The following is a 26,859-nucleotide window of genomic DNA, read 5'->3' as shown; positions in this document are numbered from 1 at the left end:
GTGATACATTTGAATTATATGAAACCAATTATCGCGTTGACGATCGGTTCGGTCGCTTTCACGAGTATGATCCCGAACGTGAACGCCGAAGCGATTGTCGACGATACGATCGTCACGCTCGGCGAGTCGCTCTCGTCAGCGCAGCAACAATGGGTGCTCGAGCGGGTCGAGGCACCGGCCGGCATCGAGCCGATCATCACGACGTCTGCAGATGAAGATAAATATTTGGGGGATGCGGTTCCGCAAGCACAGCGTGGCGGCGGCATGTATTCCTCGGCCCGCATCAAGTTGATGGAGGAAGGCGATGGGTTAAACATTAAAACCGAGAACGTCACGTGGGTGACGGAAGATATGTACGCGAACGCGCTCGTGACGGCCGGTGTGACCGATGCGGATATTTACATTACATCACCGATCCGTGTGACCGGCACGTCGGCCTTGACGGGAATTATGAAAGCGTACGATGTGACGGCCGCCGAGACGGGCATCGAGTTGACTGAGGAGCGGAAAGCGCTCGCCCAAGAAGAACTCGCCGTCACGTCTGAGATCGGGAAAACGGTCGGTCAAGACGACGTCGCCGGTCTCATGAACGAAATCAAAGCGGAAATCGCCAACCAAAAACCAGAGACGAACATCGAGATCCGTGATATCGTCATCCAAGTGCTCAATCAAAACAATGTCCAACTGTCAGACACGCAACTGAACCGGCTGACGGGTCTGTTCGAGAACATGCAACAAGCGAACCTCGATTGGGGATCGATCAGTGACGGGTTGAAAGGGGCCGGACAAAACGTCCAAGCGTTCCTCGAACAAGAAGAAGTGAAAGGCTTTTTCGCCCGATTGTTCGCGGCGCTCAGTAACTTTTTCAAATCGTTGACGAATTAATGGTATTAAAAAAGGGCGCTCCGCCCTTTTTTAATACCAACGTTTATAGATGTAGTCCCGCGCGCTCTTGTTATCATCGACAATCTTCAGCGTGATCCGGTTCATCTCTTCGAGAAGGTCGGTCAACACCGCTTTCAGCTTCTCATCTTCAAGTCCATGCTGACGCATCGTTTCCGTGACGATCCGTTCGACTTGGTCATGATAATTATGGTCATCACCGATCTTATTTCGCCAATCCATGTCCATCCCTCCCTTTTTTATTTTTATTCCCGTACAAAAGGTATTGCGAAACGATGGAATGACTGTTATTATCATAAAAGTGTGAGCTACCAATTATTCATGCGCGAATTCTTGACATCTTTTCCTGCTGGTGTTAAGATGACATAGTGATTAAATACAACAAAGCAGAAGCGCCCGCTTCTCACCTCGTCCGAACAGCTTCGGTCAGGTCCATCATGTACGCAACTCAAAGTCGGAATTGTTCCGCTTTGGATTCGAAATGATGTGTGGGCGGGAAACTGCCGACGCTTTTTTTATTGCCATGTTGTCTTATCAATCTAAAACTCGTGCAATCGCACGATGGAGGTGCTAACCATTAGCAAAGAGCTCTTTATCAACGAAAACATTCGTGCCCGTGAAGTTCGCTTAATTGGAGCGGACGGTGCACAACTCGGTGTGCAATCGCGCAGTGAAGCATTACGCTTGGCTGAAGAGGCTGAACTCGACTTAGTCTTGGTCGCCGACAAAGCAAACCCACCGGTCGCTAAAATCATGGACTATGGAAAATACCGTTTCGAACTCCAGAAAAAAGAGAAAGAAGCGCGTAAAAACCAAAAAGTCATCCAATTGAAAGAAGTACGCCTCAGCCCGACAATCGAGGAAAATGATTTCCAGACGAAATTGCGTAACGCTCGCAAGTTCCTTGAAAATGGAAACAAAGTGAAGGCGTCGATCCGTTTCCGCGGACGTGCGATCACACACTCGGAAATCGGCAGACGTGTTATGGAAAAATTGGCGGCGGAATGTGCCGACTTGGCAACAGTTGAACAAAAGCCGAAGATGGAAGGACGCAGCATGTTCTTAGTGCTGGCTCCGAAGAAAGAAGATTAATCATCGAGTCATAGTGGGGAGGAAATACTCATGCCGAAAATGAAATCGCACCGTGGTGCTTCAAAACGTTTCAAACGTACTGCATCAGGTAAACTCAAGCGTTCACACGCTTACACAAGTCACTTGTTTGGTAACAAATCGACAAAAGCGAAACGTAAGCTCCGTAAAGGTGCTATCGTATCAGCTGGAGACTTCAAACGCATTCGCAACATGATCGCGAAGTAATACAGAAGGAATTTAGGAGGGAAACTATATGCCACGCGTAAAAGGCGGTTATACGACTCGTCAACGTCGTAAAAAGCAAATCAAATTGGCCAAAGGTTATTATGGCGCAAAACATATTCTATTTAAAGTAGCAAAACAACAGGTCATGAAGTCACTCATGTACGCATACCGTGACCGTCGTCAAAAGAAACGTGATTTCCGTCGTCTTTGGATCACACGTATCAATGCGGCAGCACGCACAAACGGCCTCTCATACAGCCGTATGATGCACGGCCTCAAGCTTGCAGGGATCGACATCAACCGTAAGATGCTTGCTGAGCTTGCTGTGACGGATGCACAAGCGTTCGCGTCACTCGCTGACACAGCTAAATCAAAATTGAACGCTTAATCGTTCAAACGAAAGCGCCGAGATACTGTCTCGGCGCTTTCTTTTTTCTCGGTAATTTCTTAAGATGAAGAGAAGGAGGAGAACGGATGAATCAATCGATTTTGGCCATCGTCGCTTTGGCGCTTATCGTCTTGAACGTGTATACGTATTTGCAGGCAAAACGGTACACGCACGGCGAGGGAGACTTCAACATCTTATACTCGTACGCCGGAGGGGCAATCGGTGCCTTGTTCGGATTACACTTGACGCGTAAGAAGACGGTTCATGCCCCAAAAAGTGTCCAATTACAAGTATTGATTTTAGCAGTAGGCTGGTCTTTAATGATTTTAGTACTGCTTTAAGTGGAGAATAGGAGGAGCAACCGGTGAACTGGACAACATTATTTGATCAGCAACGTCGTTTGGATGAGCGGATCAAAGAAGAACATCAACTATCCGGGAACCAATTCGATGAGCGATTGCTCGCGTTACACGTCGAACTTGGGGAACTCGCCAATGAGACCCGTAGTTTTAAATTTTGGTCGACGAAAGGCCCGTCGCCTCAAGACGTGATCTTAGAGGAATATGTGGACGGCATGCATTTTTTACTGTCACTCGGCCTCGCCCTCGGTTATGAACGGGAATCGTTCCCGGCCGGTAGCTCGTATCTTGATGCGACTGATGCTTTTTTAGACGTGTTCCGTAAAGTGACGAACTTTGGTTTGTCGAAGACGGAAGCGATGTACGAGACGCTGATGGCGGCATATCTCGAACTCGGTTATACGTTAGGGTTTAATGAAGAATTGATTATGATGGCGTATGTGTCGAAAAATCAAATGAACCATGAGCGACAAGATCAAGGCTACTAAACGGAAAAGGGAGCGATATGAGATGAACGAATCATTACATATGTTAAAACGTTTGACGGATGCGACAGGTGTCCCAGGAAACGAAGGAGAAGTTCGCGCGCTCATGCGTGAATACCTCGAACCGCACGTCGAATCGTTTGAACAAGACGGACTCGGCAGCTTGTTCGGACGCGTGACAGGTGACCCGGACGGTCCTCGCGTCATGATTGCCGGGCATATGGACGAAGTCGGCTTCATGGTCACACGCATCGAAGAAGGTGTATTCCTTCGTTTCCAAGCGCTTGGCGGTTGGTGGAACCAAGTGTTGTTAGCACAGCGCATGGACGTCGTGACGCGTTCTGGCGAGAAGATTCCAGGCGTGATCGGGGCGAAGCCGCCTCACGTCTTACCGATGGAAGCTCGGAAAAAGCCTGTCGAAATCAAAGACATGTTCCTCGATATCGGCGCGACATCGAAAGACGAAGTCGCCGAATGGGGAATTCGTCCGGGAGACACGGTCGTCCCGCATTGTGAGTTCACGGTCATGAAAAATGAGAACTTCTTGATGGCGAAAGCATGGGACAACCGAATCGGTTGCGCCATCGCGATCGAAGCGGCGAAGCGTTTGAAAGAAGAGGCCGCCCCAGGCGTCGTCTATTCCGGAGCGACCGTCCAAGAAGAAGTCGGCTTGCGTGGTGCGGTGACGGCTGCCAACTTGATTCAACCGGACGTCGCCATTGCCGTCGATACAGGCATCCCTGGAGACACACCGGGCATGACGCCGGCAGAAGGATTGTCGAAACTCGGAGAAGGGGTTCAAGTCATCTTCTTTGATGCGACAACGGTCACGAACCCGCGTCTCATCGATTTGATCGTTGACGTGGCGAAAGAGAACGACATCAAGTACCAATTGGACTTGACACCGGGTGGCGGCACGGATGCCGGTCGCTTCCACTTGTCAGGGGTCGGGATGCCGGCCGTGGCGCTCACGGTGCCGGTCCGTTACTTGCACACGAACGTCTCGATTATCCATAAAGCGGATTACGAGGCGGCGGTCGACTTAGTCGTCGCGCTCACAAAACGATTAGATCAAGAAACGGTTCAATGGTTGAAAGAGGGATAATATGACGAAAATCACGTCTACGAAAAGTGAGACCATCAAGCGGTTGAAACGGTTGATGACGAAAAAAGGCAGACAAGAGTCCGGACAATTTCTTGTCGAGGGTGAACATTTGGTCGACGAGGCGATTCGTGCCGGTCGTCTCGTCCAGTTGATCATGGGAGAATCTTACTCGCCAAAGAGCTCATGGCGTCTAGATGAGATGCCTGTGCTCGAACTGTCAGACCATGTCGCCGATTTGTTGTCTGAGACGGAGAAGACGCAAGGCGTCTTCGCTGTCGTGAACATGTCCCCGGTCGAGCGCAAGATGAAGCACGTCCTCGTCCTCGACCGGATTCAAGACCCGGGTAACTTGGGGACAATGATTCGGACGGCTGATGCGGCCGGGTTTGATACGGTGTTGCTCGGGAAAGGGACGGTCGACCCGTATAACGCCAAGGCGGTCCGGGCGACGCAAGGCTCACTGTTCCACGTGAACGTGCGCTCGGTCGATTTGCTCGAGACGTTGCCTGAATTGAAGAGTGAGGGTTTCCGCGTCTACGGGACGGCCCTTTCAAAAGCGAAGTCATATGAACAAGTCGACTTCCACGAGAAAGTCGCTCTCGTCATCGGGAACGAGGCGCAAGGCGTTCAAGCTGACGTTCTCGCCTTGTGCGACACGCGTGTCCATATCCCGTTGCTCGGCGACGCCGAATCACTCAACGCCGCGGTTGCGGCCGGGATCCTCATGTACCGCATCGCGCTAAAATAAACTTGTCAGCTTTTTTGAATCGTGATAGGTTAGTTATATTGAACGTAATAGTATAGACGTTGAAGGAGCATAGTACGCGAACTACCGAACGAGTACAGGGAGCATGGGCCGTGATTGTGAGCCGATGCCTCGGTCGGCGCCGAATTCACTCTGGAGTCGTGTTGGAGACAACACCGGGTTGGCATCTCGATAACGATGCCTCTTAAGTGGGCCTCACGGCCAAGTAGGGTGGTACCGCGATTATTCGTCCCTTCAGTCATTGACTGAAGGGACTTTTTTTTGTAGAGGAGGAACTAGTAATGAAAGAACAGTTAGAGTTGTTACAACAAGAAGCGCTTCAAGAGATTGAGGCGGCATCGACGCAAAAGACGTTGAACGACGTCCGGATCAAATATTTAGGGAAGAAAGGTCCGATGACCGAAGTGTTGCGCGGCATGGGGAAACTGTCCCCAGAAGAACGTCCCGTCGTCGGTGAACTTGCCAACACGGTCCGTACGGCGATTCAAGAAGCGTTAGAAGCGCGTCTTGAAGGTGTGAAAGCAGCGGAACTCGAGGCAAAGCTCGCTGCAGAAACGATTGACGTCACACTCCCGGGACGGACGGCACTCCCAGGCCATAGCCATCTGTTACAACAGATCGTCGATGAGATGGAAGATTTGTTCGTCGGCCTCGGCTACACGATTGCGGAAGGCCCGGAAGTCGAAACCGACTTGTACAACTTCGAGATGCTCAATCTTCCGAAAGACCATCCGGCTCGCGACATGCAAGACTCGTTCTACATTACGGACGAGACGCTGTTGCGGACGCATACGTCTCCGGTACAGGCCCGCACGATGCTACTCGCGAACGGGGAGCCGATCCGTATCATCTGTCCGGGGAAAGTGTATCGTCGGGACGAAGATGATGCGACGCACTCTCATCAGTTCATGCAAATCGAAGGACTCGTCGTCGATGAGCACATCTCGATGGCTGACTTGAAAGGGACGCTTGAAGTGTTCGTCAAACAACTGTTCGGAGAGACGCGTGAGATCCGTCTCCGTCCGAGTTTCTTCCCGTTCACAGAGCCTTCGGTCGAAGTCGATATCTCATGCTTCAAATGTGGCGGCACGGGCTGTAACGTCTGTAAAGGGACAGGTTGGATCGAGATCCTCGGCGGCGGTATGGTCCATCCGCGCGTCCTCGAGATGGCAGGGTATGATGCGACAAAAATGTCCGGTTTCGCTTTCGGAATCGGCGTCGAACGGATGGCGATGCTGAAGCACGGCGTCGATGACATTCGTCACTTCTATACAAACGACTTACGCTTCATCGAGCAATTTTAAGGGGGATCACACATGTTATTATCGAAAAAATGGTTGAACCAATATATCGACGTCTCAGATTTGAGCGGGCAACAGCTCGCCGACTTGATCACGAAAAACGGGATTGAAGTCGAAGGCGTGACGAACCGGGCCGAAGGATTGAGCGGCCTCGTCGTTGGACGCGTCTTGACGTGCGAGAAGCATCCGGAAGCGGACAAGCTGAACGTCACGACTGTCGATGTCGGAGAAGAGACGGTGCAAATCGTCTGTGGCGCACCGAACGTCGCGGCCGGACAACACGTCATTGTCGCGAAAGTCGGGGCGAAACTTCCAGGGCTTAAAATCAAGAAGGCAAAGCTTCGTGGCGTCGAGTCACAAGGCATGATCTGTTCACTCGAAGAGCTTGGTTTCGAGAAAAAGCAGATTCGTGAAGACGAACAAGACGGGATCCATACTTTCCGTGAGTCGGTTGAAGTCGGGGCGGACGTCGTGGCGCTACTCGACCTCGACGATGAAGTGCTCGAACTCGGCTTGACTCCGAACCGTTCAGATTGCCTCAGCCTTTACGGAATCATCCATGAAGTGGCAGCCATCCTCGAGCGCCCGTTCACGTTGCCGGAAACGAACGTGTCAACGGACGCGCCGAACCGTGTCGACATCACACTCGAAACAGACAATTGCCCGTACTATGCGGCCCGCCGTGTGGACGGTGTCGTCATCACCGATTCGCCACAATGGTTGAAAAATGTGTTGATCGCGGAAGGGGTGCGACCGATCAACAACGTCGTCGATGTGACGAACTACGTCATGCTCGAACTCGGTCAGCCGCTCCACGCGTTTGACGCCGCGAAACTTGGCGATGTGATCGTCGTACGTCAAGCGACAGACGGAGAGGCGATCGTCACCCTTGACGACACGACACGCACACTCGACGAGTCGATGATGGTCATCACCGACGGTCAAGCCCCGGTCGCGATCGCCGGTGTCATGGGCGGTGCGAACACGGAAGTCGACACGACGACGACAAGCATCGTCTTAGAGTCGGCATACTTCGCGCCAGCCTCGGTCCGGAAAACGAGCCGTGTACTCGGACTCCGTTCGGATTCGAGCGCCCGCTTTGAAAAAGGGGTCGATCCGGAACGTGTCGTGTTAGCGCTCGACCGAGCCGCGGAACTGATCCAATCTGTCAGCGGCGGGACGATCAGCGAAGCGGTCACGGCAGGCGGAGTCGCCTCAGCCGGACGGACGATCGACGTTTCGATCGCCTACATCAACCATCGCCTCGGCATGGAACTCGACCGCGGTACGATTGTCACGATTTTGGAACGTCTCGGTCTGACGGTCGAGGGAGACGACATGTTGACGGTTCACGTACCGTCGCGCCGTCCTGATTTGGAGCTCCCGGCAGACATCACTGAAGAAGTGGCCCGTCTGTACGGATACGACAGCTTGCCGTCCACGCTTCCAGCCTCACAGGCAAAAGGTTATTTGCCAAGTGTCAACGTACTGCGCCGCCAGATCCGCCGCGTCCTCCAAGGGACGGGCTTGTCCCAGGCCATCACTTATTCGTTGACGAGTGCAGCGAACGCATCTCGGTTCGGTGGCGAAGAGGCGAAACAAGTCCGTCTCGCTATGCCGATGAGTGAGGAACGTTCCGTACTTCGGACGTCGCTCGTTCCAGGCTTGCTCGAAGCGGTGCGCCATAACACGGCCCGGCAACAGGCGAACGTCCGCTTGTTCGAGACCGGACGCGTCTACGTGGAAGCAGGAGAGACGTTGCCGCGTGAGACCGAATGTGTTGCGGGTATTGTGACCGGACTTTGGTACGATCACCGCTCGCAAGGGACGCGTGTGCCGGTCGATTATTTCGTCGCCAAAGGAATCGTCGACACGCTCGCCGAATCGCTTCAAATCGAAGTGACGTATGAAGCGGCTCGCCTTGCAGACATGCACCCAGGCCGTACGGCGAACGTGCTCGTCGAGGGACGCGTCATCGGGTACGTCGGCCAAGTGCACCCAGGTGTCTCTAAAGAAGTGTACGGCTTGAAGGAAGTGTACGTCTTCGAGCTCGACTTGAATGCGTTCGACGTCGAAACGACACGTATTTATCAAGATGTACCGCGTTACCCTTCCATTTCGCGTGACTTGGCGCTCGTCTTGAAACGTGATGTCTCGGCTGGACAAGTCGAGGCGACCATCAAGGAAGCGGCCGGACCGTTGTTGATCGACTTGGCGTTGTTCGATGTATACACAGGAGAAAACGTTGGAGCGGATGAGAAGTCGCTCGCGTTCTCACTCAAATATCAAGATCCGACCCGAACACTTCTAGATGAAGAAGTCACGGCGTCCTACGAAACGATCATCGCCGCTGTGAAAGCGGCTCACGGCGCGGAAGTTCGCGCTTAACGCAAAAACTGCGATTCCTAAGCCTAGGAATCGCAGTTTTTTTATTGTACTTCGAGTGCTAAGTCACCGAACTTCGTCCATCCGACGAGGCAAGTCACTTTATAAAGAAGGAACGTAATGACCGCGGGAAGCACGACGCCTGTGCCGACGAAGATCGCGAACGCCTCGGCGCCTTGCGCCGCCAAGATGTTGAGCGGGGCGATCATCGAGTTGAGCCCGAGACCGGCGATCTCATACGGCACTTCGAGCGAGAACCAGAGCGTCGCGATCGGGGCGCTGATCATGGCGGCGATGAACGGCGGCATGACGACGCGCGGGTTTTTGACGACGTTCGGGAACTGGACTTTCGGTGTCACGAAGAACGATGCGACCAAGCCGCCCGGGTCCGTCTGACGATATGCCATGAGCGTGAAGCCGACAAATTGAGCCGTACAGCCGATGAGCGCGGCGGCACTTGCGACCGGATCAAGTTGGAGCGCGATCGCGAGCGCGGCCGAGGACGCCGGTGACATGAGCATGACGCTGAAAACGAGTGCGATGACAAGTGACGTGGCGACCGGTGACGTGTTGACCGAAGCCGTGATGCTGGCGCTGATCGAATTGATGAGCGGTGTCGTCACGGCAGCGGCCCCGACGCCGACAATGCCGCCGCCAAGAACGGCCGTGACGGGTACGACCATCATGTCAAACTTCGTCTTGCCGAGAACACGTTTGCCTAACCAGACGGCCGCAGCCGCTGCGATCAACGCACTGATCGGTTGACCAGGGACGAGGACGAGTCCGCTTTCTGTCGGTTGGAGCGCGGCCCCACCGACGGTCGCCGCAATCATCGAACTGAATAAAATAAGGGTGTTGCCGCCGAGCTGATAGGCGACACCGGCACCGAGCGCCGGGGCGAGCAACGACTTGGCGACTTGCCCGATCGTGACGAGCATGTCGAGTCCTGCCATTTTACCAATCGTCTCGATGAGGAGCCCGACCCCTAGTGTGACGAGGACGGCGCTTGCCATCCCGGCTGATATTTTAATCATTCGATCCATTGCGTACTGTTTCACTTCCATCATCTCCTCTGTCTAATGTCCAATAAAAAAACCTATCCGGATGGGATAGGCGCACGATACAAACGGTGAGCGCCTCGTCCGAAACCATCGAAACAAGGGCCCAAAAATTCGTCTCGGTCATCGAGTCGATTTTCAGTCCCTTCGTCGAATAATAATCAGCAGGCAGTGTTGTGTGTGTGTATACATGGTTGCTCGCTCCTCCGTTTGCTAAGATTTGTCTTAGAGTAACACGACAATTTTCAATAATCAATATTTTCTGAAAATTTATTTGAAAATATTTGTCGGCTCATAAAAAAAGAGAGACAGCCGCTTTTTTTGGAAGCGCTACCTCTCATTGAAGAAGTGGTTAAGACGTACTGGCTGTGATCAAACCGACTTGTTCATCGATAAAATTCATCGATACCGAGTTAAAAATGTCGGGTTGGTCGACGTTGACGACGTGTCCGGAATCATGGACGACATGAACGTTGGCTGTCGGTTGATGTTTCGCCGTCCGTTCGACCGCCTCGAGAAACATGTAGTCCTCGTCTCCCATGATGTAGAGAATCGGGACCGCCGTTTGAATCGACGAGAAGTGGCGGAGGAGCGGATTCATGTTTTCTGTCATTTTGAACCAACGGATGAACTCGCGCTGGCACAAGTTGGCGGCATCGCGGACGAACATCATCCGAGACTTCTTATGCCGCTTTTTCGGTAACAAGATCCAGGCGAACAGTTGATACAGCCACATATATGGGACAAAACTTTGCACGAGACTTCCAAGCCGGATCAACAGCGTGGAACGGACGTTGAACTTGACGATCGCTCCCCCGAGGACGACCGAGGCGATCCGCTCCGGGTGGTGTTCAAACATCGCTTGGATGACAATCGTGCCGAGTGACAAGCCGACCATATGGCCTTTTTTGATTTTTAAATGATCCATCACTTCAACGACGTCTTCGACGACGACGTCAAGCGTATAGGCGTTGAGCGGTTGATTCAAAGACTGTTCCGCGTCATAGGAGCCGCCATGTCCACGCAAATCAAGCAACAGGACGTTATATTTCTTTTTGAACGGTCGGATTTGACGATACCAGTGAGATAAACTTCCCCCAGCGCCATGAATGAAGATGACCCAAGGATGGTCGTCACTTAATGTGTACGTTTTATAATGCAACATGAACGCTATCCTCCAAAAATTTTTAAGTTCATTAAACCTTAAAACCAATATACCATATGTCGCTTAGGAGCACTATCGTTTCAGCTCGCTCAAGCGGACCGCTTTTTTCGTGTTCGCGAAGTGGACTTTGGCGATCTCGTTCAGCTTTTCGATGCCGTGCTGCTTAATGATCGTTGCGGCGACTTCATCGACTTTCGCGCCGGCCCCTTTCGGCAACGTGATGCCGGTCGTTTGGCTCAAGCGATCCATTTCTTTTAAGAAAAATGCCCGCGCCAAAATCGAGGCGGCGGCGACGGCCACATGAAGCCCTTCAGCTTTCGTCGAAAAGAAGACATCGTCCTTGACGACAGCGGCTTCGGCGCTTAAATGTCTGTAATAGACATTTTTTTCGGCGAATTGGTCGATCAAGATGGCGTCTGGCTTTTGATCGAGCTTCTTCAATAATGCCGACAAGGCGGCGTTATGGGCGATCGCCGTCATTTTCCCTTGGGTCATCGTCCGTTGCATCTTGTTGTACATCGGATTATGGAGCGTTGCCTTTTGATAGGGGATGGTGACGTGCAAGTCGCGAGCGATGCGTTTAATGTCCGTATCCGATAACAACTTGGAGTCTTTGACGCCGAGTTCTTTGACGAGCTCGATGTTGTCACTTGAGACGTAGGCGGCGACGACGACGAGCGGACCGAAGTAGTCGCCTTTGCCGACTTCGTCACTGCCGACGACGGACCATTCGGAAAAGCCATCAGGCAATGTCGTTTTCGGAACAGAAGCCGTCTTTTGAATGGCGTCTCCCCATTTCGCCGCTTCTTGTTCGGCGGTACGGCCTTGGAACATGACTTTACCCGAATTGTAAACGGTAATCACACAACTTGGTGTTTTCGCACAGAAACGAGCGTGAGGCGGCGGATTGACCGCCTGGGAGGAATACGTTTCGATGAGGGCGTGTTGCGCCTCGACCGATAATTTGATGACTTGGTTGCCCAACAGGAGCACTTCCTTTCTGTCTCGCAAATTAATCTTACATTTTTTTTGTATATTTTGAAACCAACGTACCGGCTTTTTCGTATGAAATAGTGAGTCGAGTAGAAGTGAAGTGAGGTGAGACGGAGATGTGGTGGCGCGATGACACGGAGCAAGATGAGGCGGGATCCCTCTATAAACAGATTCTTGAACTTGAGTCGAGGATCGCGAAACTAGTTGCCCATCAAGTGCGGGTGCGTCGGCTGCTCATGCAAGAGTCGTCTGAGGCGACGGCCGAACAGATTATCACATTGCAGGCAGAAGTCGATCATTATTTAACGTTACTGCGAAAGGAAAGACTGGAGGCGGTCGACCAATACGAACGCTTGCGTTTTGAACAGACGATCGGACGTGTGCGCGAATCCGTCGCACAACCGACACGGCCGCTCACAGAGTGGGACACGATCGAACGGGCGCTCGCGCTCGAAGTCGAACATCTGCGCCGCGTGCTCGCTTTCGAGCATGAACGTCGGAGCGAGGAGGGATGGTAATGGAATCACTTGATCAATTATATTGGTGGGTATTGATCATCGCCGGACTCGGCACGTTCATTTATATGCTGTTTTCCGATGCGTTCGATTTATTTGAGGGGTGGTTCAACCCGGCCGTCATCCTCTCGTTCTTGGCGCTCGGCGCAGGGATCGGCTTGATCTTGAACGCACTCGCCCACGTATCCCCGATGATCGGTCTCGCTGTCGCCCTCGTCGGTTCGTTCGCCTTGACGACACTTCTTTATCTGTTCGTCTTGTTGCCGTTATCGAATGCAGAAGAGTCGATTGGGATGACCGACGAGTCGCTCGTCGGTCTCGTCGGCCGGCTGACCGTGCCAGTCCCTGAAGGGGGCTACGGGGAAGTGCTCGTCGAGTCAGTGATCGGCTCAGTAGTAAAGACGGCGCAAAGCATCGATGGAAAAGCCATTTCGGCAGACCGTCGTGTCGTCATTATCGAAGTAGAACGAAACATTGCGGTCGTCATGGAATATGACGAACCGACAATCCGGAAGGAGAATGGATAGATGGATACAGTCATACTCGCAAGCATTATCGTTGGGGTCATCATTCTTTCCCTCATTTTTGTATTCGTATTAAAGTACCGTACGGTCGGACCGGATGAGGCGTTGATCGTCACCGGCAGTTACTTAGGGAAAAAGAACGTCCATAGCGACGCCTCGGGCAATCGCGTGAAAATTATTCGTGGCGGCGGTACGTTCGTGTTACCGGTGTTCCAACAGGCAGAACCGCTCAGCCTTCTTTCGAGTAAGTTAGAAGTGACGACACCGGAAGTGTACACCGAGCAAGGTGTACCAGTCATGGCCGATGGCACAGCCATCATTAAAATCGGCGGATCGATCAGCGAAATCGCGACGGCGGCCGAACAATTCCTCGGGAAACCGAAAATCGAGCGCGAGAACGAAGCGAAAGAAGTACTCGAAGGTCACCTCCGTTCCATCCTCGGTTCGATGACCGTCGAAGAAATCTACAAGAACCGTGACAAGTTCTCACAAGAAGTGCAACGTGTCGCCTCGCAAGACTTGGCGAAAATGGGTCTCGTCATCGTATCGTTCACGATCAAAGACGTCCGCGACAAGAACGGTTACCTCGAGTCGCTCGGGAAGCCACGGATCGCACAAGTGAAGCGTGACGCCGATATCGCGACGGCCGAAGCTGACAAAGAGACGCGCATCAAACAAGCAGAAGCGATGAAAGATGCGAAGAAGGCGGAACTAGAGCGGGCTTCTGAGATCGCTGAAGCCGAGAAAGAGAACCAGCTCCGGATTGCGGCGTATCGTCGTGAACAAGACGTCGCCAAAGCCCGGGCCGACCAAGCGTACGAGCTTGAAGAAGCGAAAGCGAAGCAAGAAGTCACGGAGCAGCAGATGCAAGTCCAAATCATCGAGCGTCAAAAGCAAATCGAGCTCGAAGAAAAAGAAATCATGCGTCGTGAGAAGCAATACGATTCGGAAGTGAAGAAAAAAGCAGACGCCGACCGCTATGCGATCGAGCAATCGGCAGAAGCCGACAAAGCACGTCAAATCGCCTCAGCCGATGCCGAAAAGTACCGAATCGAAGCGGAAGCGAAAGCAGACGCCGAACGCGTCCGTCTCGCCGGTGTCGCCGAAGCGGACTCGGAACGGGCGAAAGGGGAAGCGGAAGCTGAAATCATCCGCTTGACCGGTCTTGCCGAAGCCGAAGCGAAACAGAAGATCGCCGAAGCGTTCGAGCAATACGGACAGGCTGCGATTCTCGACATGGTCGTCAAGATGCTTCCGGACTATGCGAAACAGATTGCGGCACCGCTCGGCAACATCGACCAAATCACGGTCGTCGACACGGGGAGCGGCAAAGACGGCGGAGCCGGAAAAGTCACAGGTTATGCGACTGACTTGATGGCTTCGCTCCAACAGACGCTCAAAGCGTCATCGGGCATCGACATGAAAGATTTGCTCGACAATTTTGTCGGAAAAGGCAACGTCCCGACTGGAGACACATCAGACCGTAAGTTGACGGAACCGTCTGTCGCGGCAACAGAAGAATAACGAGCAAGGCTGTAGGCGAATCGTCTGCAGCCTTTTTTTACGGCCGATTCCCTTAACTTTCAAACGGAATGACTTCAATCGCAGTCGAATTCTGTCGATAAGTGAGATGTCAGACCAATAGAGAGAGGAAGTATAGTCATGAAAAAAGCAGTCATAATCGGGATGATGACCGCGTGCGTCGCGTGGTTATCCGGATGTCAATCCGTGATCGATCAACCAGAGACGACCGTCGAGGAGCGGCAATCGATGGGTGTCGTCTTATCGGACGTCGGTCTCGGAGACCAGTCGTTCAGCGACGCGGCGATGCGGGGGATGGGCCAATTACGGGAAACCGGAGAATGGTTCGTCGACTATCGGGAACTTGATGAGACCGAGACGTATAAAGCGGGCTTCGAGCAACTCGTCGCCGACGGTCACGATGTCATCATCGGTCTCGGCTTCGCTTGCCAGGCCGACTTGGAAACGGTGGCCGCCGATCATCCGGACCAACAGTTCGCCTTGATCGATGCGGTGTCAACGTTACCGAACGTCATCTCGGTCACGTTTGAAGAAGTGGAAGGAAGCGCCTTGGCCGGTGCGGTCGCTGGATTAGAGACCGAGACGGACAAAATCGGATTCATCGGCGGGGTGGACAATGAGCTCATTCAAAAGTTCTCGACCGGTTTTTTGCTCGGTGTAAAAGCGGTAAATGAAGACGTCGAGCTCGTCGTTGATTATGCGAACGATTTCGCCTCCCCGGACATCGGCCGTGCGTTGGCAGAAAAACAAATTCAAGCGGGTGTTGACGTGTTATATGCAGCCGCAGGCTTGACGGGCGTCGGTGTGTTAGAGACCGCTGAAGCGAACGGGGTGAAGGCAATCGGTGTCGATAGCGACCAATCGATGATCGCCCCGGATGCCGTCATCACGTCAATGTTGAAACAAGTCGACTTGGCGATCGTCGAAATTGCGAACAACGTCAAAGAAGATGCGTTCAGTGAACATTACGTACTCGGTCTCGACCAAGGCGGGGTCGGCTTGTCGGCGCTGCGGCGCGTCCAGTGGACCGAAGACGAGCGTGAACGGTTCGAAACGTTCGAGAAACGTCTGATGGAGGGGACACAGCCATGAGTTTACGGAAACGATTTATTTTCTCCACGGTCTTCACGGTGTTGTTGATCGTCTTGATGATGAGTTACGTCTTGACGACATTGAATCGGTTGCAGACTTATAACGAACAGTACGGCTCACAAATGATCGAGCTGTCACAACTCGAGACGTCGCTGCTCCAAGAGCAGTCGCTTTGGACGTCGCTCGGTGAGCAGATGAGCCCGGCGACACTCGATCAATTAGAACGCATCCGTTTAAACAACACGGAGACGTTCGACACGTTGCAAGAAACGTACTTGATTCCTGTGTTCGAACAACATTTGGAGCGAGCGACGATGAAATATGAGCGGATCGGCGCCGATGTCGAAACGGCGCGTGAAGGCGGGATTGCGGCGCGCATCCAAGCCGCCAAGCTTGAAGGTCTATTGAACGATGTGAATACGCTCTTGCTGAAGAACGGTACCTTTTATGAGGCGCTGCAGCGTGAGGCGGCTCAAGAGACAAAACGCCTGTTGATCGTGTCGATCGTCCTGACGGCGTTCGTCATTGTCGCGCTCGGAATTTACAACTTCTTCTTCGCGCGGTCGATCACACGTCCGCTTGAGCGGAACGTCGAGGCGGCCGAAGCGATTGCCTCTGGCCGATTGATCACGTTACCAGACTCGACGCGGCGCGACGAGATCGGACGGTTGGAGCGGGCGATGCAAGACATGACGGCTTCTTTACAAACGGTCATCGGATCGATCCGTGTCACCTCGATGCGAGTGAATGACATGACCGAGACGGCGGCGGCCGAAAACGAGGCGGTCGTGAGCACGACGTCGAACATCACGAATGCGGTCGACGAAATGGCGAATGGCGCCCAATCGATCGCGACCGAACTGCAAGAGACGCTCGAGTCGGTCGGGATCATGGCCTCTTCATTCGAGACGAGCTTGGATCAGACGAGACAGACGACCGAAGAGACGACCGAGATGACACGTGAAGTGGCCGCCGGCATCGAGACGCTCACCGATCAAGAACGCATCTTGCATCGCTCGAGTGAACGAAACGAGATGCTCGTGACGCGGATGGAACATTTCGCACGAAACACGGCCGAAATCGAGAAGATGGCCCAGCTCGTCGAAGACGTCGCGGCCCAGACGAACTTGCTCGCACTGAACGCGGCCATCGAGGCCGCACGCGCCGGAGAGGCCGGACGCGGATTCGCTGTCGTGGCGAGCGAGGTGAAGAAGTTGGCCGAAGAGAGCAACGTCGCGACCCGGTCCATCTTTGGTGTCGTCCAATCGATTCGTGAAGAAGTCGAGCGGTTGAAAGAGACGGTCGAAGAGGCGAGTCGTGAGCAGAGCGCCCAATTGCAAGCGTTCGGGTTGACGAAACAAGCGTTCACGCGCATTCATGACCGGACCGATCACGTGGCGACATTCGTCACGACGATTGAACGCGAGATGGTCGCCTCGAGCCGTGAAGTGACGAACGTGTTGAAGCGGGTCGAGGAAGTGAGCGGCGTGACCGAGGAACTCGCCGCCGGCAATGAGGAAGTGGCCGCCTCGATGAAAGAGCAACAAGCGAGCTTTGACCAAATCTTTGCCTTGATGCAAGAGTTAGAAGGACAAGCGGCCGCGCTCGCGAGCCAAGTCCAACATTTCGAGAACGAATGAGCAAGAGACAAGTTTCGGCTTGTCTCTTTTTTGTCGTGCCTCTGGATGAGACAAGTGGAGAAACTGTTCGCAACGGAGCGGGAGAACGTTGCGTTAACCGGGCAGGCGCTAAAGATTTACAGGCGGCATACTTACTATGTAGTGAACACTTGCCGATCAAGGGGGATGCGCAATGGAAAAATGGAAACGGTACGTCGTTTTGCTCGTCGTCGGTCTATTCATCGGTGTCGGGTATTTATTCGCGTCAAAACAACCAGAGACGACGATGGTCGAAGAATTCACGATCGCTGAAGAAGTGGAGCCAAACGTTTCGGCAGAAGGGGTCGTGTCTCAAATCGTCGTGTACGTGGCAGGGGCTGTCGAGGCTCCGGACGTGTACACGATGCCTCAAGGCGCGCGAGTCGGGGACGTGCTGTCGCTCGCCGTTTTGACAAGCGATGCCGACCCGCAACAGTTGAATTTGGCTCAACTGCTCGTCGACGGCACTAAAATCACCGTCCCGCGAAAAGGCGAGGTCCTCGCGGCCGCGCCGGAAACGAGTAGTCCCGGCATGAACGGTGTCCACGTCAACAGTGCGACAAAAGACGAGTTGATGAGCGTGCCTGGCATCGGTCCTGCCAAGGCTGATGCGATTTTGAACTACTTGCAAGCGCATGGACCGTTCAAGTCGTACGAAGAGATCGGGAACGTCAAAGGGTTCGGCGAGAAGACGCTAGAGAGCATGAAAGGGTATTTGCTGGTCCCGTGACATGCCGATCTATCCGTTCCTTCCTATCATGCTCGTGATCGCCTTATCTTCTGGGGTCACGACGATCGCGTTGATCGTCGCCGTCCTCCTCGTCCTGACGTTTCGTGGCCAGTCGATGGTCACCCATATCGGAGCGAGTTGTCTCGCCCTGCTCGTCTTCGTTCATGACGATCCGTTGCCGATCAAAGGAGATGAACCGAACGATTTTGCGATTGAGAGCCGACGGGACAACGGTCGTTCGGTTCGTCTATACGGTACGATCGATGGCGCGAGCGGTGTGTTGGTCGGACGGGATATAGAGACCGGACGTCCGGGCGAGACGTGCCGGGTGACATTCGAAACGGAAGCTTTTTCGCCGCTTCGAAACGTCGGCGGCTTTGACGAGGCGTCCTTTGCACGCGGATCAGGACTTAGCTTTAAAGGCAAGAACAGCTCGGTCGGACCGTGTCATCCGACAGCCACGTGGGACGGGCGGATGCTCCGCTTCAAAGAGAGGCAACTCGTAAGGATCGAAACGCGGCACCGTCCTGACGTCGCGCTCTATATGCAGGCGCTCTTGTTCGGGGAAGGCCGTCTGCTGGACGAAGAGACTTCTTTTTCGTACCGTGTGACCGGTCTGCTTCATCTGCTCGTCATTTCAGGGTCGCATATCGCCATGCTCGTGCTCGCGTTCAAATGGCTTCTCCGGCCGCTGCCGCTACATCGGGAGACGAAGACGGTTCTCGTCATGATCGGTGTGACGGCGTTCGGTTGGCTGACCGGTTTTTCTCCGCCGGTCGCTCGGGCCGTGCTCGTGGCGGACGTAGTGCTTGCTTTGACGCTCGTCGGTTATTCGGTGCGCGACCCGATGCGACTGCTCAGTTGGTGCGCGGCGGTGCTGTTGGCGCTTCACCCTTATTTACTGTTCAATCTCGGCTTTCAATTGACGGTCGGGATGACTCTCTTTTTGATCGTGACCCGGTCTCTATGGACGAACGTATTCAGTTTGGCGCTTTACGCCCAATGGTTTGGCTTGATCGTCCTTTGGGCCGTCCAACCGGTCATTTCATGGTTCGCTCCGTTTTATAACGTGGTCGTTGCCATCTTGATCTCTTGGGTCATCATTCCGCTCGCTTTGTTGACGTATGTCTTTCCGTCGTGCGATCGGTTGTTACATCCGATTCTCGATGGATTGAATGGAACGTTTGCGCTTCACCATACGTACAAACCGTGGTTCCCGCTTCACGACGTGACGCTATCGCATAGTCTATATCTCGCCGCCTCGTTGTGGGTCGGCCTCGTCTTGTTGGAACAAGGGCGGAAAGCCGGCTGGATGGTCGCCGGGGCAGCGCTCCTCGTTCTCGCGCTCATATTAGAATCAACCGAAGAAGAACGGGTCACCTTTTTAGACGTCGGTCAAGGGGACGCGATCGTCGTCGAGGCGAACGGGGTGACAGGACTGATCGATGTCGGAGGGGTGTATCAAGACCCGGACGAGCTGAAACGGTCGACGTATGACCCGGGCGCCGATGTCGTCGTCCCGTACGTCTGGAAACGAGGCGAGCGGCAACTTGATTTTATTTTGCTCACCCACGCCGATCATGATCATATTGGTGGGTTGACCGGTGTTCTCGAGGCGATACACGTCAGGGAAATATGGCTTTCGGCCGAGGTGGCCGATGACGCGAAGCGGAGCCGGTTATTGAACGAGCTCGCTGCGTATGATGTGACGGTCAAGTTTTTACGAGCCGGGGATCGACCGTATCCATGGTTATGGGTCGTCACCCCGACTGGTCCAGGCGAAGATGAGAACGCCAATTCGGTCTCTGTTTTCATGAAAGTCGGACGGATGACGTACTTGTTGACCGGTGACTTACCGGCAGAAAAGGAGACGGACATTCCTGCTGTCGATGTCGATGTGTTCAAGCTCGGCCATCATGGGTCGGACACCTCGTCAAGCGAGGCGCTTCTCGACCGCATTGACCCGGAATGGGTAGTCGTGAGTGTCGGAAAGAACAACCGATACGGACATCCTCATGCGGACGTGTTGGCACGGCTCAGCGGGAGGCGGGTGTTGCGGACGGACGAGACGGGGATGATCGTCTGTGAGCGAGGGGGCTGCCGAGGGATGGTGGAAACAGGGGTCAGCCGGTGAAATGTATGATAAACTAAAAAACGATTGCTCCCCCGGGGCAATCGTTTGATACATTATAAGCTTAAGAACTTGATGAGAACGCCGATCGCGAACAGTGTGAAGAAAAAGCCGAACGGTACGATGAAGCCGATTGCTGAATCGATCGCGTCGTTACGTTTGCATTGCACGTCGTTCTCGAACGGGTTTTCGCTTGGTGGGCGAACAGAGTTAATATGCATAGTGAGTCCCTCCTTGAAATGGTTCCGTCCTAAGTATAGCGAATCGGAGAAGGATTATCTATGTTTTAGATAAGAATAAATTGTGAAAGTGGTGTGTGTTTTGAATGAACCATGGCTACATAACGGGAAGCTGTCCAATGTTTACGTGTTGTTCGGGACAGAGAAGTATTTACTCGACACGTGGGAACGTGAAATCGTCAAAGCGGCCAACCCGTCCGGAGATCAGTTCGACGTCATGCGGCTCGACTTGCATGAGACGTCGCTCGATACTGCGCTCGATGAGGCCGAGACGGTACCGTTTTTCAGTGAGTATCGGACCGTCGTCGTCAAACACGCTCAGTTTTTGACCGGTGCGAAAGAAAAACAGAAACAAAACGTGGACCGACTGACAGAGTATGTTCTGCAACCAGCCCCTTATTCGGTGCTCGTCTTTATCGTCGAAGCGGAAAAGCTCGATGAGCGGAAAAAAGTCGTCAAGCGCTTGAAAGAGCGGGCCATCGTCCTTGAAGCGAAAAAACCGAGCCAGACGGAGCTGATGCGTTACGTCGGAGATGAGTTGAGCCGCCGCGGGCAGAAGATGGAACGAGCGACCGTCGAACGGTTATTATTTTTATGCCAGGACGACTGGGGAAAACTCGTGCGCGAGCTCGAAAAATTACAGTTATATGCGAGCGATGGAGCCGAGATTCCACTTGATGTCGTCAACGATCTCGTCCCGCGAACACTAGAAGACAACGTGTTCCAATTGTCTGAGTTTTTAGTGGCCAGACGTGCCGATGCCGCGCTTCGACTCGTACGAGACCTCGAGAAACAAGGTCAAGAATTGATTGGACTGCTGTCTTTGCTTGCACGGCAATACCGAAATATGTATCTCACGAAACAGTTGACGGAAAAAGGGTACGGCGAGAAACAGATCGCCTCGAAAATAGGGGCTCATCCGTATACCGTCAAACTTGCGGGACAGGCGAGCCGCAAGTTCACTGAAGCCCAGCTCGCTACAGCCTTGACGGTCATTGCCGAGGCGGACGAATCGATGAAGACGGGACGGGGTGACAAACAGATCGTGTTTGATACGCTCGTCTGTCAATTGACACTACTGTGAGGTGAGGACATGGGGTTACGAGAAGTGAGACTTGAAGATGTGATTCCGCTCCGGCATGCGGTGTTGCGTCCGGGGCGTCCGGTCGAGACGTGCTATTTTGACGGGGATGACGCGGCTACGACGCGTCATTTCGCCTGGGTCGAAGACGGGCGTATCCGTTCGATCGCGACCGTCATGCGACAAGCGCGTGAGCTTTCAGGCGAGCGTGTGCCTTTTCAACTGCGCGGCATGGCGACCGCTCCGGACGCCGCGGGGCGCGGGATCGGCTCGGCTTTCCTCCAGGCGTTAAACGCGGAACTTGGGGCTTCGTGGTGGTGTAACGCCCGAGCCGTCGCTGTCCGCTTTTATGAACGGAACGGTCTCGTCGTCGTCGGTGAGCCGTTTGACATTCCGGAAATCGGGACGCATTACGTCATGCTTTACGAAAAAACAGCCGGCTCCTAATGGAGGCGGCTGTTTCGTTTTGGTCTCTAATTAGAGAGCTGCGATGCGAGCTGCGAGACGTGATTTGTCACGGCCAGCTTTGTTTTGGTGGATAAGACCTTTTGCTGCAGCTTTGTCGATTTTCTTCGTAGCGAGGACGAAAGCTTCTTGAGCAGCTTCTTTGTTTCCTTCGAGTACGAGAGCGTCAACACGTTTTACTGCTGTACGCATTGCTGCTTTCTCTTGCGAGTTCGCGACACGGCGTTTTTCAGAAGTTTTTGCACGTTTGATTGCTGATTTGATGTTTGCCATTGTTTGTCACCTCCTGAAACAAGAAAGTGTATGTTCTTATTACTTCAAGTAATCATTCAACAGAACAAGCACAATTGTAGCAAACGGTTATTCGAAAAGCAACCACTTGATGATTATTCTGAAAACTATATGTGGTATTGTTGTAGTAGGTCGTACACATTAAGTTAGGATTTTGATATAATGACACGGTATGCATGAGAAGGATAGGTGAACCCATATATGAACAATCAAGAATTAGAGAATCGTCAGAAGAAGATTCGCAACTTTTCCATTATCGCCCACATCGACCATGGGAAGTCGACGCTCGCTGACCGGATTCTCGAAAAGACCGGTGCGCTCACGGCGCGTGAAATGAAAGAACAGACACTCGATGCGATGGATCTCGAACGGGAACGTGGGATTACGATCAAATTGAACGCCGTCAAATTGAACTATACGGCAAAAGACGGCGAAGAGTACATCCTTCACTTGATCGATACACCGGGCCACGTCGACTTCACATACGAAGTCTCGCGTTCGCTCGCTGCTTGTGAAGGGGCTGTCCTTGTCGTCGACGCGGCGCAAGGGATCGAGGCACAGACGCTCGCAAACGTCTACCTCGCCCTCGACAACGACCTTGAGATCATTCCGGTCATCAACAAGATCGACTTGCCGTCAGCCGACGTTGAGCGCGTCCGTCAAGAAATTGAAGACGTGATCGGTCTTGACGCGAGTGACGCCGTGCCGGCCTCTGCTAAAGCAGGCATCGGGATTGAAGAGATTCTCGAACAAATCGTCGAACTCGTCCCGGCTCCGACGGGTGATCCATCGGCACCGCTCCAGGCGCTCATCTTTGACTCCTACTATGACGCGTATCGCGGCGTCGTCGCCTCGATTCGAATCGTCAACGGTTCTGTCAAGGTCGGAGACAAAGTACAGATGATGTCGACAGGGAAATCGTTCGAAGTCACGGACCTCGGCGTCTCGACGCCGAAACCGCTCTCAGTGAAAGAGTTGAACGTCGGGGACGTAGGGACGCTCTCTGCTTCCATCAAGACGGTTGGCGACGTTCGTGTCGGTGATACGATCACACTGGCTAAAAACCCATCGACCGAACAACTCCCGGGTTACCGGAAGATGAACCCGATGGTATACTGTGGTCTTTATCCGATCGACGCGGCCAAGTATAACGATTTACGTGAAGCGCTTGAGCGACTTCAGTTGTCGGATGCGGCGCTCGAATTCGAACCGGAGACGTCACAGGCGCTCGGATTTGGTTTCCGTAGCGGGTTCCTCGGTATGCTCCACATGGAAATCATTCAAGAGCGCATCGAGCGCGAGTTCGGGATCGATTTGATCACGACGGCACCGTCGGTTATTTATCACGTCACGACGACGTCAGGCGACGTCATCCATGTCGATAACCCGTCGAAAATGCCAGAGCAACAAAAAGTCGAATTGATTGAAGAGCCGTACGTCAAAGCGGCCATCATGACGCCGAACGATTACGTCGGGGCCATCATGGAACTTTGTCAGAAGAAGCGCGGGAGCTTCATCGATATGCAATATATCGATACGACCCGCGTCAAGATCACGTACGATATCCCGCTCAGTGAGATCGTCTATGACTTCTTCGATCAATTGAAGTCGAGCACGAAAGGGTATGCCTCACTTGACTACGACTTGATCGGCTATCGTCCGTCACGACTCGTCAAGATGGATATCCTCCTCAACAACGAGCTCGTCGATGCGCTCAGCTTCATCGTTCACCGCGACTTCGCCTACGAGCGCGGAAAAGTCATCGTCGAGAAGTTGAAGGCGCTCATCCCGCGGATGCAATTTGAAGTGCCGATCCAGGCAGCGGTCGGAACGAAGATCGTCGCCCGCTCAACGATCAAAGCGCTCCGTAAAAACGTTCTCGCGAAATGTTACGGCGGGGACATCTCGCGGAAGCGGAAGCTTCTTGAGAAGCAAAAAGAAGGTAAAAAGCGCATGAAGATGGTCGGATCTGTCGAAGTGCCGCAAGAAGCGTTCATGTCTGTCTTGTCGATGGACGAAGAATAATCATGTCTCGCCCTTATCTCCGGATAAGGGCGATTTTTGTCATTTGGCAGGATATGGACGCCCTTATACGGAATAGTACCCACTTACAGATCATATATAGAGGAGGAGTGGCCGTGCCGATCTACAATTTTTCAGCCGGGCCGGGCATGTTGCCCGCACCTGTACTGCGTGAAGTCCAAGCGCAGTTTCTTTCTTATAAAGAGAGCGGCGTCTCGATCGTCGAGATGAGCCATCGCTCGAAACGTTTCACGGAACTCGCCCGTCATCTTGAGGAGCGGTTACGGCGTTTGATGGCAATCCCGGACGAGTACGCCGTCCTCTGGCTCCAAGGCGGGGCGACGTTACAGTTCTCGATGGTGCCGATGAACTTGAAGACGGCGGGTCGTTTCGCCTATCTCGATAGCGGCGTCTGGTCGCAAAAAGCGATCGCTGACGCACGCCGCGTCGGGACGGTCGATGTCATCGGCAGTGCGCGCGGCGTCGGGTACAGCGAGTTGCCGACATGGCCGGAAACGATCCAAGGCGCGGACTACCTTCATCTGACATTGAACAACACGATCGAAGGGACGCGCTACACAGCGTTGCCGGAGACGGACGTCCCGCTCGTGGCAGACGTGTCTTCGAACATTTTAGCGGAACACATCGACGTGCGGCGATTCGGCTTGCTCTATGCCGGGGCCCAAAAAAACATCGGGCCCGCCGGTTTGACCGTCGTCATCGTTCGACGCGACTTGATCTCTGAGCGAGACGTACCAAGTTACTTGAGCTATGAAAACCATGTCGACACGCTCCTGAACACGCCGTCGACGTTCAGTATGTACGTCGCCGAGCGGGTGCTCGCCTGGATCGAGGCCGAGGGGGGCGTCGATGAGATGGAGCGGCGTAATCGCTTGAAGAGTGAGCGGTTGTATCGTGCGCTCGATACGTCATCGTTGTTCCGTCCGCTCGTGACCGACACGACAAGCCGCTCATTGACAAATATCCCGTTCACGACCGGAAACGAAGAGACGGACGAGGCGTTTCGTCTGTACGCCGAAGCACGCGATTTAATTGAGCTCGGAGGCCATCGCTCTGTCGGCGGCTTGCGGGCCAGCCTATACAACGCGATGCCGCTTGAAGGCGTCGAGCGGCTCGTGGACACCATGCATGAGTTTGAACAGGAGGGACACCATGTTTCATATAAAAACGTATAATCAAATCGCTGCAGAAGGGCTCGGCCGTTTTGAACCGAGCGAGTACGCGGTCAATGCGTCCGAGCAGGCCGATGCGTGGGTCATCAGAAGCCATGATGTGCACGAAGCTGAAATCCCGCCGTATTTGCTAGCGATCGCCCGAGCCGGCGCCGGGGTCAACAATCTTCCACTCGAACGATTGGCGCGCCAAGGCGTCGTCGTGTTCCATACACCGGGGGCGAACGCGAACGCGGTGAAAGAACTCGTGCTTGCGAGCATGCTCTTGTCGGTGCGTCCGATTTTACAAGGAGTGAACTGGGTGAACGATCAAACGTTCTCTAGCCAGACGTTGCTCGAACGGGCGATGGAAGACGAGAAACGTCGGTTCGTCGGGTCCGAACTGCGCGGGAAAAAAGTTGGGATCGTCGGTCTTGGGGCAATCGGTTCGGCCCTTGCGAGCGACTTGATTCAGCTCGGGGTCGACGTCGTCGGCTACGACCCGCACTTATCGGTCGACGGGGCGTGGAACGTTTCGAAGCAAGTGAAACGGGCTAGACATTTGAGTGAGCTCCTCGCGGACATCGATTTGCTGTCCATCCATATGCCGCTCACAGAAGACACGCGTGAAGTGATCGATGACGCATGGTTCGCTCAAATGAAACGAGGGATCACCGTCTTGAATTTTGCCCGCGGTGAATTGGTGAATGATGAGCATTTATTGCGGGCGTTAGATGATCGCGTCGCGACTTACATCACCGATTTTCCAAAACATGCTCTTCTCGGTCACCCGCGCGTCCTGGCGTTTCCGCATCTTGGCGCTTCGACGAAAGAATCTGAAGTGAACTGTGCGATTCAAGCGGTTGATACATTGAAAGCCTATTTAGAGACCGGCAACATCCGGCATTCGGCGAATTTTCCCGATACCGAGCTCCCTTATATCGGGAAGCGACGTCTTGCCGTCTTGCATTTGAACGTGCCGAATATGGTCGGTCAAATCGCGAGCCGACTCGCCGAGGCGAGCATCAATATCGATAACATGGTGAACCGGAGCCGTGGTGACGTGGCTTACACGCTGATCGACATCGACAACCATCAACATGAGCAATTATCTGTCCATACATTGTATGAGATCGAGGGCGTCATGCGCGTCCGCGAATTTTAAGGAGGAA

28 protein-coding genes are annotated in these 26,859 nt (G+C 53.5%); 22 read left to right on the top strand and 6 right to left on the bottom strand.

Annotation, left to right across the window (positions count from 1 at the left end; translation table 11 throughout):
• The first annotated feature begins 18 nt into the window (after positions 1 to 18).
• The gene (locus JJU47_RS10345) at positions 19 to 885 is read left to right on the top strand and encodes a DUF1002 domain-containing protein (protein WP_228619121.1); all 867 of its coding nucleotides are present in this window, start codon (positions 19 to 21) and stop codon (positions 883 to 885) included.
• Between the two features lie 30 nt (positions 886 to 915).
• On the opposite strand, the gene JJU47_RS10340 is transcribed toward JJU47_RS10345, so the two are convergent.
• Positions 916 to 1,125, bottom strand: coding sequence for a hypothetical protein (locus tag JJU47_RS10340; protein ID WP_228618999.1), 210 nt, complete (start codon positions 1,123 to 1,125; stop codon positions 916 to 918).
• A 339-nt stretch (positions 1,126 to 1,464) separates the two neighbouring features.
• Between JJU47_RS10340 and infC the strand changes: the two genes are divergently transcribed.
• The 9 genes from infC to pheT all read left to right on the top strand — a co-directional run bounded on the left by infC (position 1,465) and on the right by pheT (position 9,012).
• Positions 1,465 to 1,995 (top strand): translation initiation factor IF-3, encoded by a 531-nt coding sequence (infC, locus tag JJU47_RS10335; RefSeq protein ID WP_024371398.1) that lies wholly within the window; start codon positions 1,465 to 1,467, stop codon positions 1,993 to 1,995.
• Between the two features lie 30 nt (positions 1,996 to 2,025).
• Positions 2,026 to 2,220 (top strand): 50S ribosomal protein L35, encoded by a 195-nt coding sequence (rpmI, locus tag JJU47_RS10330; RefSeq protein ID WP_021065641.1) that lies wholly within the window; start codon positions 2,026 to 2,028, stop codon positions 2,218 to 2,220.
• Positions 2,221 to 2,248: 28 nt separating this feature from the next.
• Positions 2,249 to 2,608 (top strand): 50S ribosomal protein L20, encoded by a 360-nt coding sequence (rplT, locus tag JJU47_RS10325; RefSeq protein WP_024371399.1) that lies wholly within the window; start codon positions 2,249 to 2,251, stop codon positions 2,606 to 2,608.
• A gap of 86 nt (positions 2,609 to 2,694) precedes the next feature.
• Positions 2,695 to 2,949, top strand: coding sequence for a hypothetical protein (locus JJU47_RS10320; RefSeq protein ID WP_228618997.1), 255 nt, complete (start codon positions 2,695 to 2,697; stop codon positions 2,947 to 2,949).
• A 23-nt stretch (positions 2,950 to 2,972) separates the two neighbouring features.
• Positions 2,973 to 3,455, top strand: a complete 483-nt coding sequence (locus JJU47_RS10315; protein WP_228618995.1) for a dUTP diphosphatase — start codon at positions 2,973 to 2,975, stop codon at positions 3,453 to 3,455.
• A gap of 22 nt (positions 3,456 to 3,477) precedes the next feature.
• Entirely contained in the window at positions 3,478 to 4,557 is a 1,080-nt protein-coding gene (locus JJU47_RS10310; RefSeq protein WP_228618992.1) for a M42 family metallopeptidase, read from the top strand.
• A 1-nt stretch (position 4,558) separates the two neighbouring features.
• Complete coding sequence (locus JJU47_RS10305) at positions 4,559 to 5,305, top strand: TrmH family RNA methyltransferase (RefSeq protein ID WP_228618989.1); 747 nt, start codon at positions 4,559 to 4,561, stop codon at positions 5,303 to 5,305.
• 299 nt (positions 5,306 to 5,604) lie between these two features.
• Complete coding sequence (gene pheS / locus JJU47_RS10300) at positions 5,605 to 6,627, top strand: phenylalanine--tRNA ligase subunit alpha (protein WP_228618986.1); 1,023 nt, start codon at positions 5,605 to 5,607, stop codon at positions 6,625 to 6,627.
• 12 nt (positions 6,628 to 6,639) lie between these two features.
• Complete coding sequence (gene pheT / locus JJU47_RS10295; RefSeq protein ID WP_228618983.1) at positions 6,640 to 9,012, top strand: phenylalanine--tRNA ligase subunit beta; 2,373 nt, start codon at positions 6,640 to 6,642, stop codon at positions 9,010 to 9,012.
• Between the two features lie 41 nt (positions 9,013 to 9,053).
• Here pheT and JJU47_RS10290 read toward each other — a convergent pair whose 3' ends face one another.
• From JJU47_RS10290 to rnhC, 3 genes are all read right to left on the bottom strand, one after another.
• A complete protein-coding gene (locus JJU47_RS10290) occupies positions 9,054 to 10,076 on the bottom strand; it encodes a PTS sugar transporter subunit IIC (RefSeq protein ID WP_228618980.1) in 1,023 nt (340 codons plus the stop codon).
• Positions 10,077 to 10,419: 343 nt separating this feature from the next.
• Positions 10,420 to 11,232: an alpha/beta fold hydrolase gene (locus tag JJU47_RS10285; RefSeq protein ID WP_228618978.1), complete on the bottom strand. Its 813-nt coding sequence runs from the start codon at positions 11,230 to 11,232 to the stop codon at positions 10,420 to 10,422.
• 72 nt (positions 11,233 to 11,304) lie between these two features.
• Positions 11,305 to 12,216, bottom strand: a complete 912-nt coding sequence (rnhC, locus tag JJU47_RS10280; RefSeq protein ID WP_300997836.1) for a ribonuclease HIII — start codon at positions 12,214 to 12,216, stop codon at positions 11,305 to 11,307.
• A gap of 125 nt (positions 12,217 to 12,341) precedes the next feature.
• Between rnhC and JJU47_RS10275 the strand changes: the two genes are divergently transcribed.
• From JJU47_RS10275 to JJU47_RS10245, 7 genes are all read left to right on the top strand, one after another.
• On the top strand, positions 12,342 to 12,743 hold the full coding sequence (locus tag JJU47_RS10275) for a hypothetical protein (protein ID WP_228618975.1): 402 nt from the start codon (positions 12,342 to 12,344) through the stop codon (positions 12,741 to 12,743).
• The gene (locus JJU47_RS10270; protein ID WP_228618973.1) at positions 12,743 to 13,267 is read left to right on the top strand and encodes an NfeD family protein; all 525 of its coding nucleotides are present in this window, start codon (positions 12,743 to 12,745) and stop codon (positions 13,265 to 13,267) included. The genes JJU47_RS10275 and JJU47_RS10270 overlap by 1 nt, the downstream gene beginning before the upstream one ends.
• Complete coding sequence (locus JJU47_RS10265; RefSeq protein WP_228618971.1) at positions 13,268 to 14,788, top strand: flotillin lipid rafts scaffold protein FloT; 1,521 nt, start codon at positions 13,268 to 13,270, stop codon at positions 14,786 to 14,788.
• Positions 14,789 to 14,926: 138 nt separating this feature from the next.
• On the top strand, positions 14,927 to 15,898 hold the full coding sequence (locus JJU47_RS10260; RefSeq protein ID WP_228618968.1) for a BMP family lipoprotein: 972 nt from the start codon (positions 14,927 to 14,929) through the stop codon (positions 15,896 to 15,898).
• Positions 15,895 to 17,538 carry a methyl-accepting chemotaxis protein gene (locus tag JJU47_RS10255; protein WP_228618966.1) on the top strand — a complete coding sequence of 548 codons (1,644 nt, stop codon included), beginning with the start codon at positions 15,895 to 15,897 and terminating at the stop codon, positions 17,536 to 17,538. Before JJU47_RS10260 ends, JJU47_RS10255 begins: the two co-directional genes overlap by 4 nt.
• A gap of 172 nt (positions 17,539 to 17,710) precedes the next feature.
• A complete protein-coding gene (locus JJU47_RS10250; RefSeq protein WP_228618964.1) occupies positions 17,711 to 18,286 on the top strand; it encodes a helix-hairpin-helix domain-containing protein in 576 nt (191 codons plus the stop codon).
• Position 18,287: 1 nt separating this feature from the next.
• Positions 18,288 to 20,420: a DNA internalization-related competence protein ComEC/Rec2 gene (locus tag JJU47_RS10245; protein ID WP_228618962.1), complete on the top strand. Its 2,133-nt coding sequence runs from the start codon at positions 18,288 to 18,290 to the stop codon at positions 20,418 to 20,420.
• A gap of 53 nt (positions 20,421 to 20,473) precedes the next feature.
• On the opposite strand, the gene JJU47_RS10240 is transcribed toward JJU47_RS10245, so the two are convergent.
• Positions 20,474 to 20,638: a YqzM family protein gene (locus JJU47_RS10240; protein WP_024371416.1), complete on the bottom strand. Its 165-nt coding sequence runs from the start codon at positions 20,636 to 20,638 to the stop codon at positions 20,474 to 20,476.
• 91 nt (positions 20,639 to 20,729) lie between these two features.
• Between JJU47_RS10240 and holA the strand changes: the two genes are divergently transcribed.
• Both holA and JJU47_RS10230 read left to right on the top strand, forming a co-directional pair.
• Complete coding sequence (gene holA / locus JJU47_RS10235; protein WP_228619116.1) at positions 20,730 to 21,740, top strand: DNA polymerase III subunit delta; 1,011 nt, start codon at positions 20,730 to 20,732, stop codon at positions 21,738 to 21,740.
• A 9-nt stretch (positions 21,741 to 21,749) separates the two neighbouring features.
• Positions 21,750 to 22,184: a GNAT family N-acetyltransferase gene (locus tag JJU47_RS10230; RefSeq protein WP_228618959.1), complete on the top strand. Its 435-nt coding sequence runs from the start codon at positions 21,750 to 21,752 to the stop codon at positions 22,182 to 22,184.
• Between the two features lie 30 nt (positions 22,185 to 22,214).
• On the opposite strand, the gene rpsT is transcribed toward JJU47_RS10230, so the two are convergent.
• The gene (rpsT, locus tag JJU47_RS10225) at positions 22,215 to 22,475 is read right to left on the bottom strand and encodes a 30S ribosomal protein S20 (RefSeq protein ID WP_021065661.1); all 261 of its coding nucleotides are present in this window, start codon (positions 22,473 to 22,475) and stop codon (positions 22,215 to 22,217) included.
• A 219-nt stretch (positions 22,476 to 22,694) separates the two neighbouring features.
• On the opposite strand from rpsT, the gene lepA reads away from it, so the two are divergent.
• From lepA to JJU47_RS10210, 3 genes are all read left to right on the top strand, one after another.
• Positions 22,695 to 24,518 carry a translation elongation factor 4 gene (lepA, locus tag JJU47_RS10220; RefSeq protein WP_228618957.1) on the top strand — a complete coding sequence of 608 codons (1,824 nt, stop codon included), beginning with the start codon at positions 22,695 to 22,697 and terminating at the stop codon, positions 24,516 to 24,518.
• A 113-nt stretch (positions 24,519 to 24,631) separates the two neighbouring features.
• Positions 24,632 to 25,711, top strand: a complete 1,080-nt coding sequence (serC, locus tag JJU47_RS10215; protein ID WP_483298125.1) for a 3-phosphoserine/phosphohydroxythreonine transaminase — start codon at positions 24,632 to 24,634, stop codon at positions 25,709 to 25,711.
• Entirely contained in the window at positions 25,689 to 26,852 is a 1,164-nt protein-coding gene (locus JJU47_RS10210; protein WP_228618951.1) for a phosphoglycerate dehydrogenase, read from the top strand. The genes serC and JJU47_RS10210 overlap by 23 nt, the downstream gene beginning before the upstream one ends.
• The last annotated feature ends 7 nt before the right edge of the window (positions 26,853 to 26,859 follow it).

Origin of the sequence: Exiguobacterium sp. (genome assembly GCF_020832205.1) — a bacterium.
Classification (GTDB): Bacteria; Bacillota; Bacilli; order Exiguobacteriales; family Exiguobacteriaceae; genus Exiguobacterium.
The sequence above is the reverse complement of the archived record's forward strand: the minus strand, read 5'-3'. Positions and strand labels throughout refer to the sequence as shown.

Bases quoted from the DNA above. Each gene is read 5' to 3' on its own strand.
- JJU47_RS10285 (WP_228618978.1), bottom strand. From the start codon at position 11,232: ATGTTGCATTATAAAACGTACACATTAAGTGACGACCATCCTTGGGTC.
- rpmI (WP_021065641.1), top strand. From the start codon at position 2,026: ATGCCGAAAATGAAATCGCACCGTGGTGCTTCAAAACGTTTCAAACGT.
- JJU47_RS10245 (WP_228618962.1), top strand. From the start codon at position 18,288: ATGCCGATCTATCCGTTCCTTCCTATCATGCTCGTGATCGCCTTATCT.
- JJU47_RS10265 (WP_228618971.1), top strand. From the start codon at position 13,268: ATGGATACAGTCATACTCGCAAGCATTATCGTTGGGGTCATCATTCTT.
- JJU47_RS10340 (WP_228618999.1), bottom strand. From the start codon at position 1,125: ATGGATTGGCGAAATAAGATCGGTGATGACCATAATTATCATGACCAA.
- JJU47_RS10345 (WP_228619121.1), top strand. From the start codon at position 19: ATGAAACCAATTATCGCGTTGACGATCGGTTCGGTCGCTTTCACGAGT.
- JJU47_RS10255 (WP_228618966.1), top strand. From the start codon at position 15,895: ATGAGTTTACGGAAACGATTTATTTTCTCCACGGTCTTCACGGTGTTG.
- JJU47_RS10240 (WP_024371416.1), bottom strand. From the start codon at position 20,638: ATGCATATTAACTCTGTTCGCCCACCAAGCGAAAACCCGTTCGAGAAC.
- rplT (WP_024371399.1), top strand. From the start codon at position 2,249: ATGCCACGCGTAAAAGGCGGTTATACGACTCGTCAACGTCGTAAAAAG.
- JJU47_RS10260 (WP_228618968.1), top strand. From the start codon at position 14,927: ATGAAAAAAGCAGTCATAATCGGGATGATGACCGCGTGCGTCGCGTGG.
- JJU47_RS10230 (WP_228618959.1), top strand. From the start codon at position 21,750: ATGGGGTTACGAGAAGTGAGACTTGAAGATGTGATTCCGCTCCGGCAT.
- pheT (WP_228618983.1), top strand. From the start codon at position 6,640: ATGTTATTATCGAAAAAATGGTTGAACCAATATATCGACGTCTCAGAT.
- JJU47_RS10210 (WP_228618951.1), top strand. From the start codon at position 25,689: ATGTTTCATATAAAAACGTATAATCAAATCGCTGCAGAAGGGCTCGGC.
- rpsT (WP_021065661.1), bottom strand. From the start codon at position 22,475: ATGGCAAACATCAAATCAGCAATCAAACGTGCAAAAACTTCTGAAAAA.
- JJU47_RS10320 (WP_228618997.1), top strand. From the start codon at position 2,695: ATGAATCAATCGATTTTGGCCATCGTCGCTTTGGCGCTTATCGTCTTG.
- JJU47_RS10250 (WP_228618964.1), top strand. From the start codon at position 17,711: ATGGAAAAATGGAAACGGTACGTCGTTTTGCTCGTCGTCGGTCTATTC.
- JJU47_RS10270 (WP_228618973.1), top strand. From the start codon at position 12,743: ATGGAATCACTTGATCAATTATATTGGTGGGTATTGATCATCGCCGGA.
- pheS (WP_228618986.1), top strand. From the start codon at position 5,605: ATGAAAGAACAGTTAGAGTTGTTACAACAAGAAGCGCTTCAAGAGATT.
- lepA (WP_228618957.1), top strand. From the start codon at position 22,695: ATGAACAATCAAGAATTAGAGAATCGTCAGAAGAAGATTCGCAACTTT.
- JJU47_RS10290 (WP_228618980.1), bottom strand. From the start codon at position 10,076: ATGATGGAAGTGAAACAGTACGCAATGGATCGAATGATTAAAATATCA.
- JJU47_RS10275 (WP_228618975.1), top strand. From the start codon at position 12,342: ATGTGGTGGCGCGATGACACGGAGCAAGATGAGGCGGGATCCCTCTAT.
- infC (WP_024371398.1), top strand. From the start codon at position 1,465: ATGGAGGTGCTAACCATTAGCAAAGAGCTCTTTATCAACGAAAACATT.
- JJU47_RS10305 (WP_228618989.1), top strand. From the start codon at position 4,559: ATGACGAAAATCACGTCTACGAAAAGTGAGACCATCAAGCGGTTGAAA.
- JJU47_RS10310 (WP_228618992.1), top strand. From the start codon at position 3,478: ATGAACGAATCATTACATATGTTAAAACGTTTGACGGATGCGACAGGT.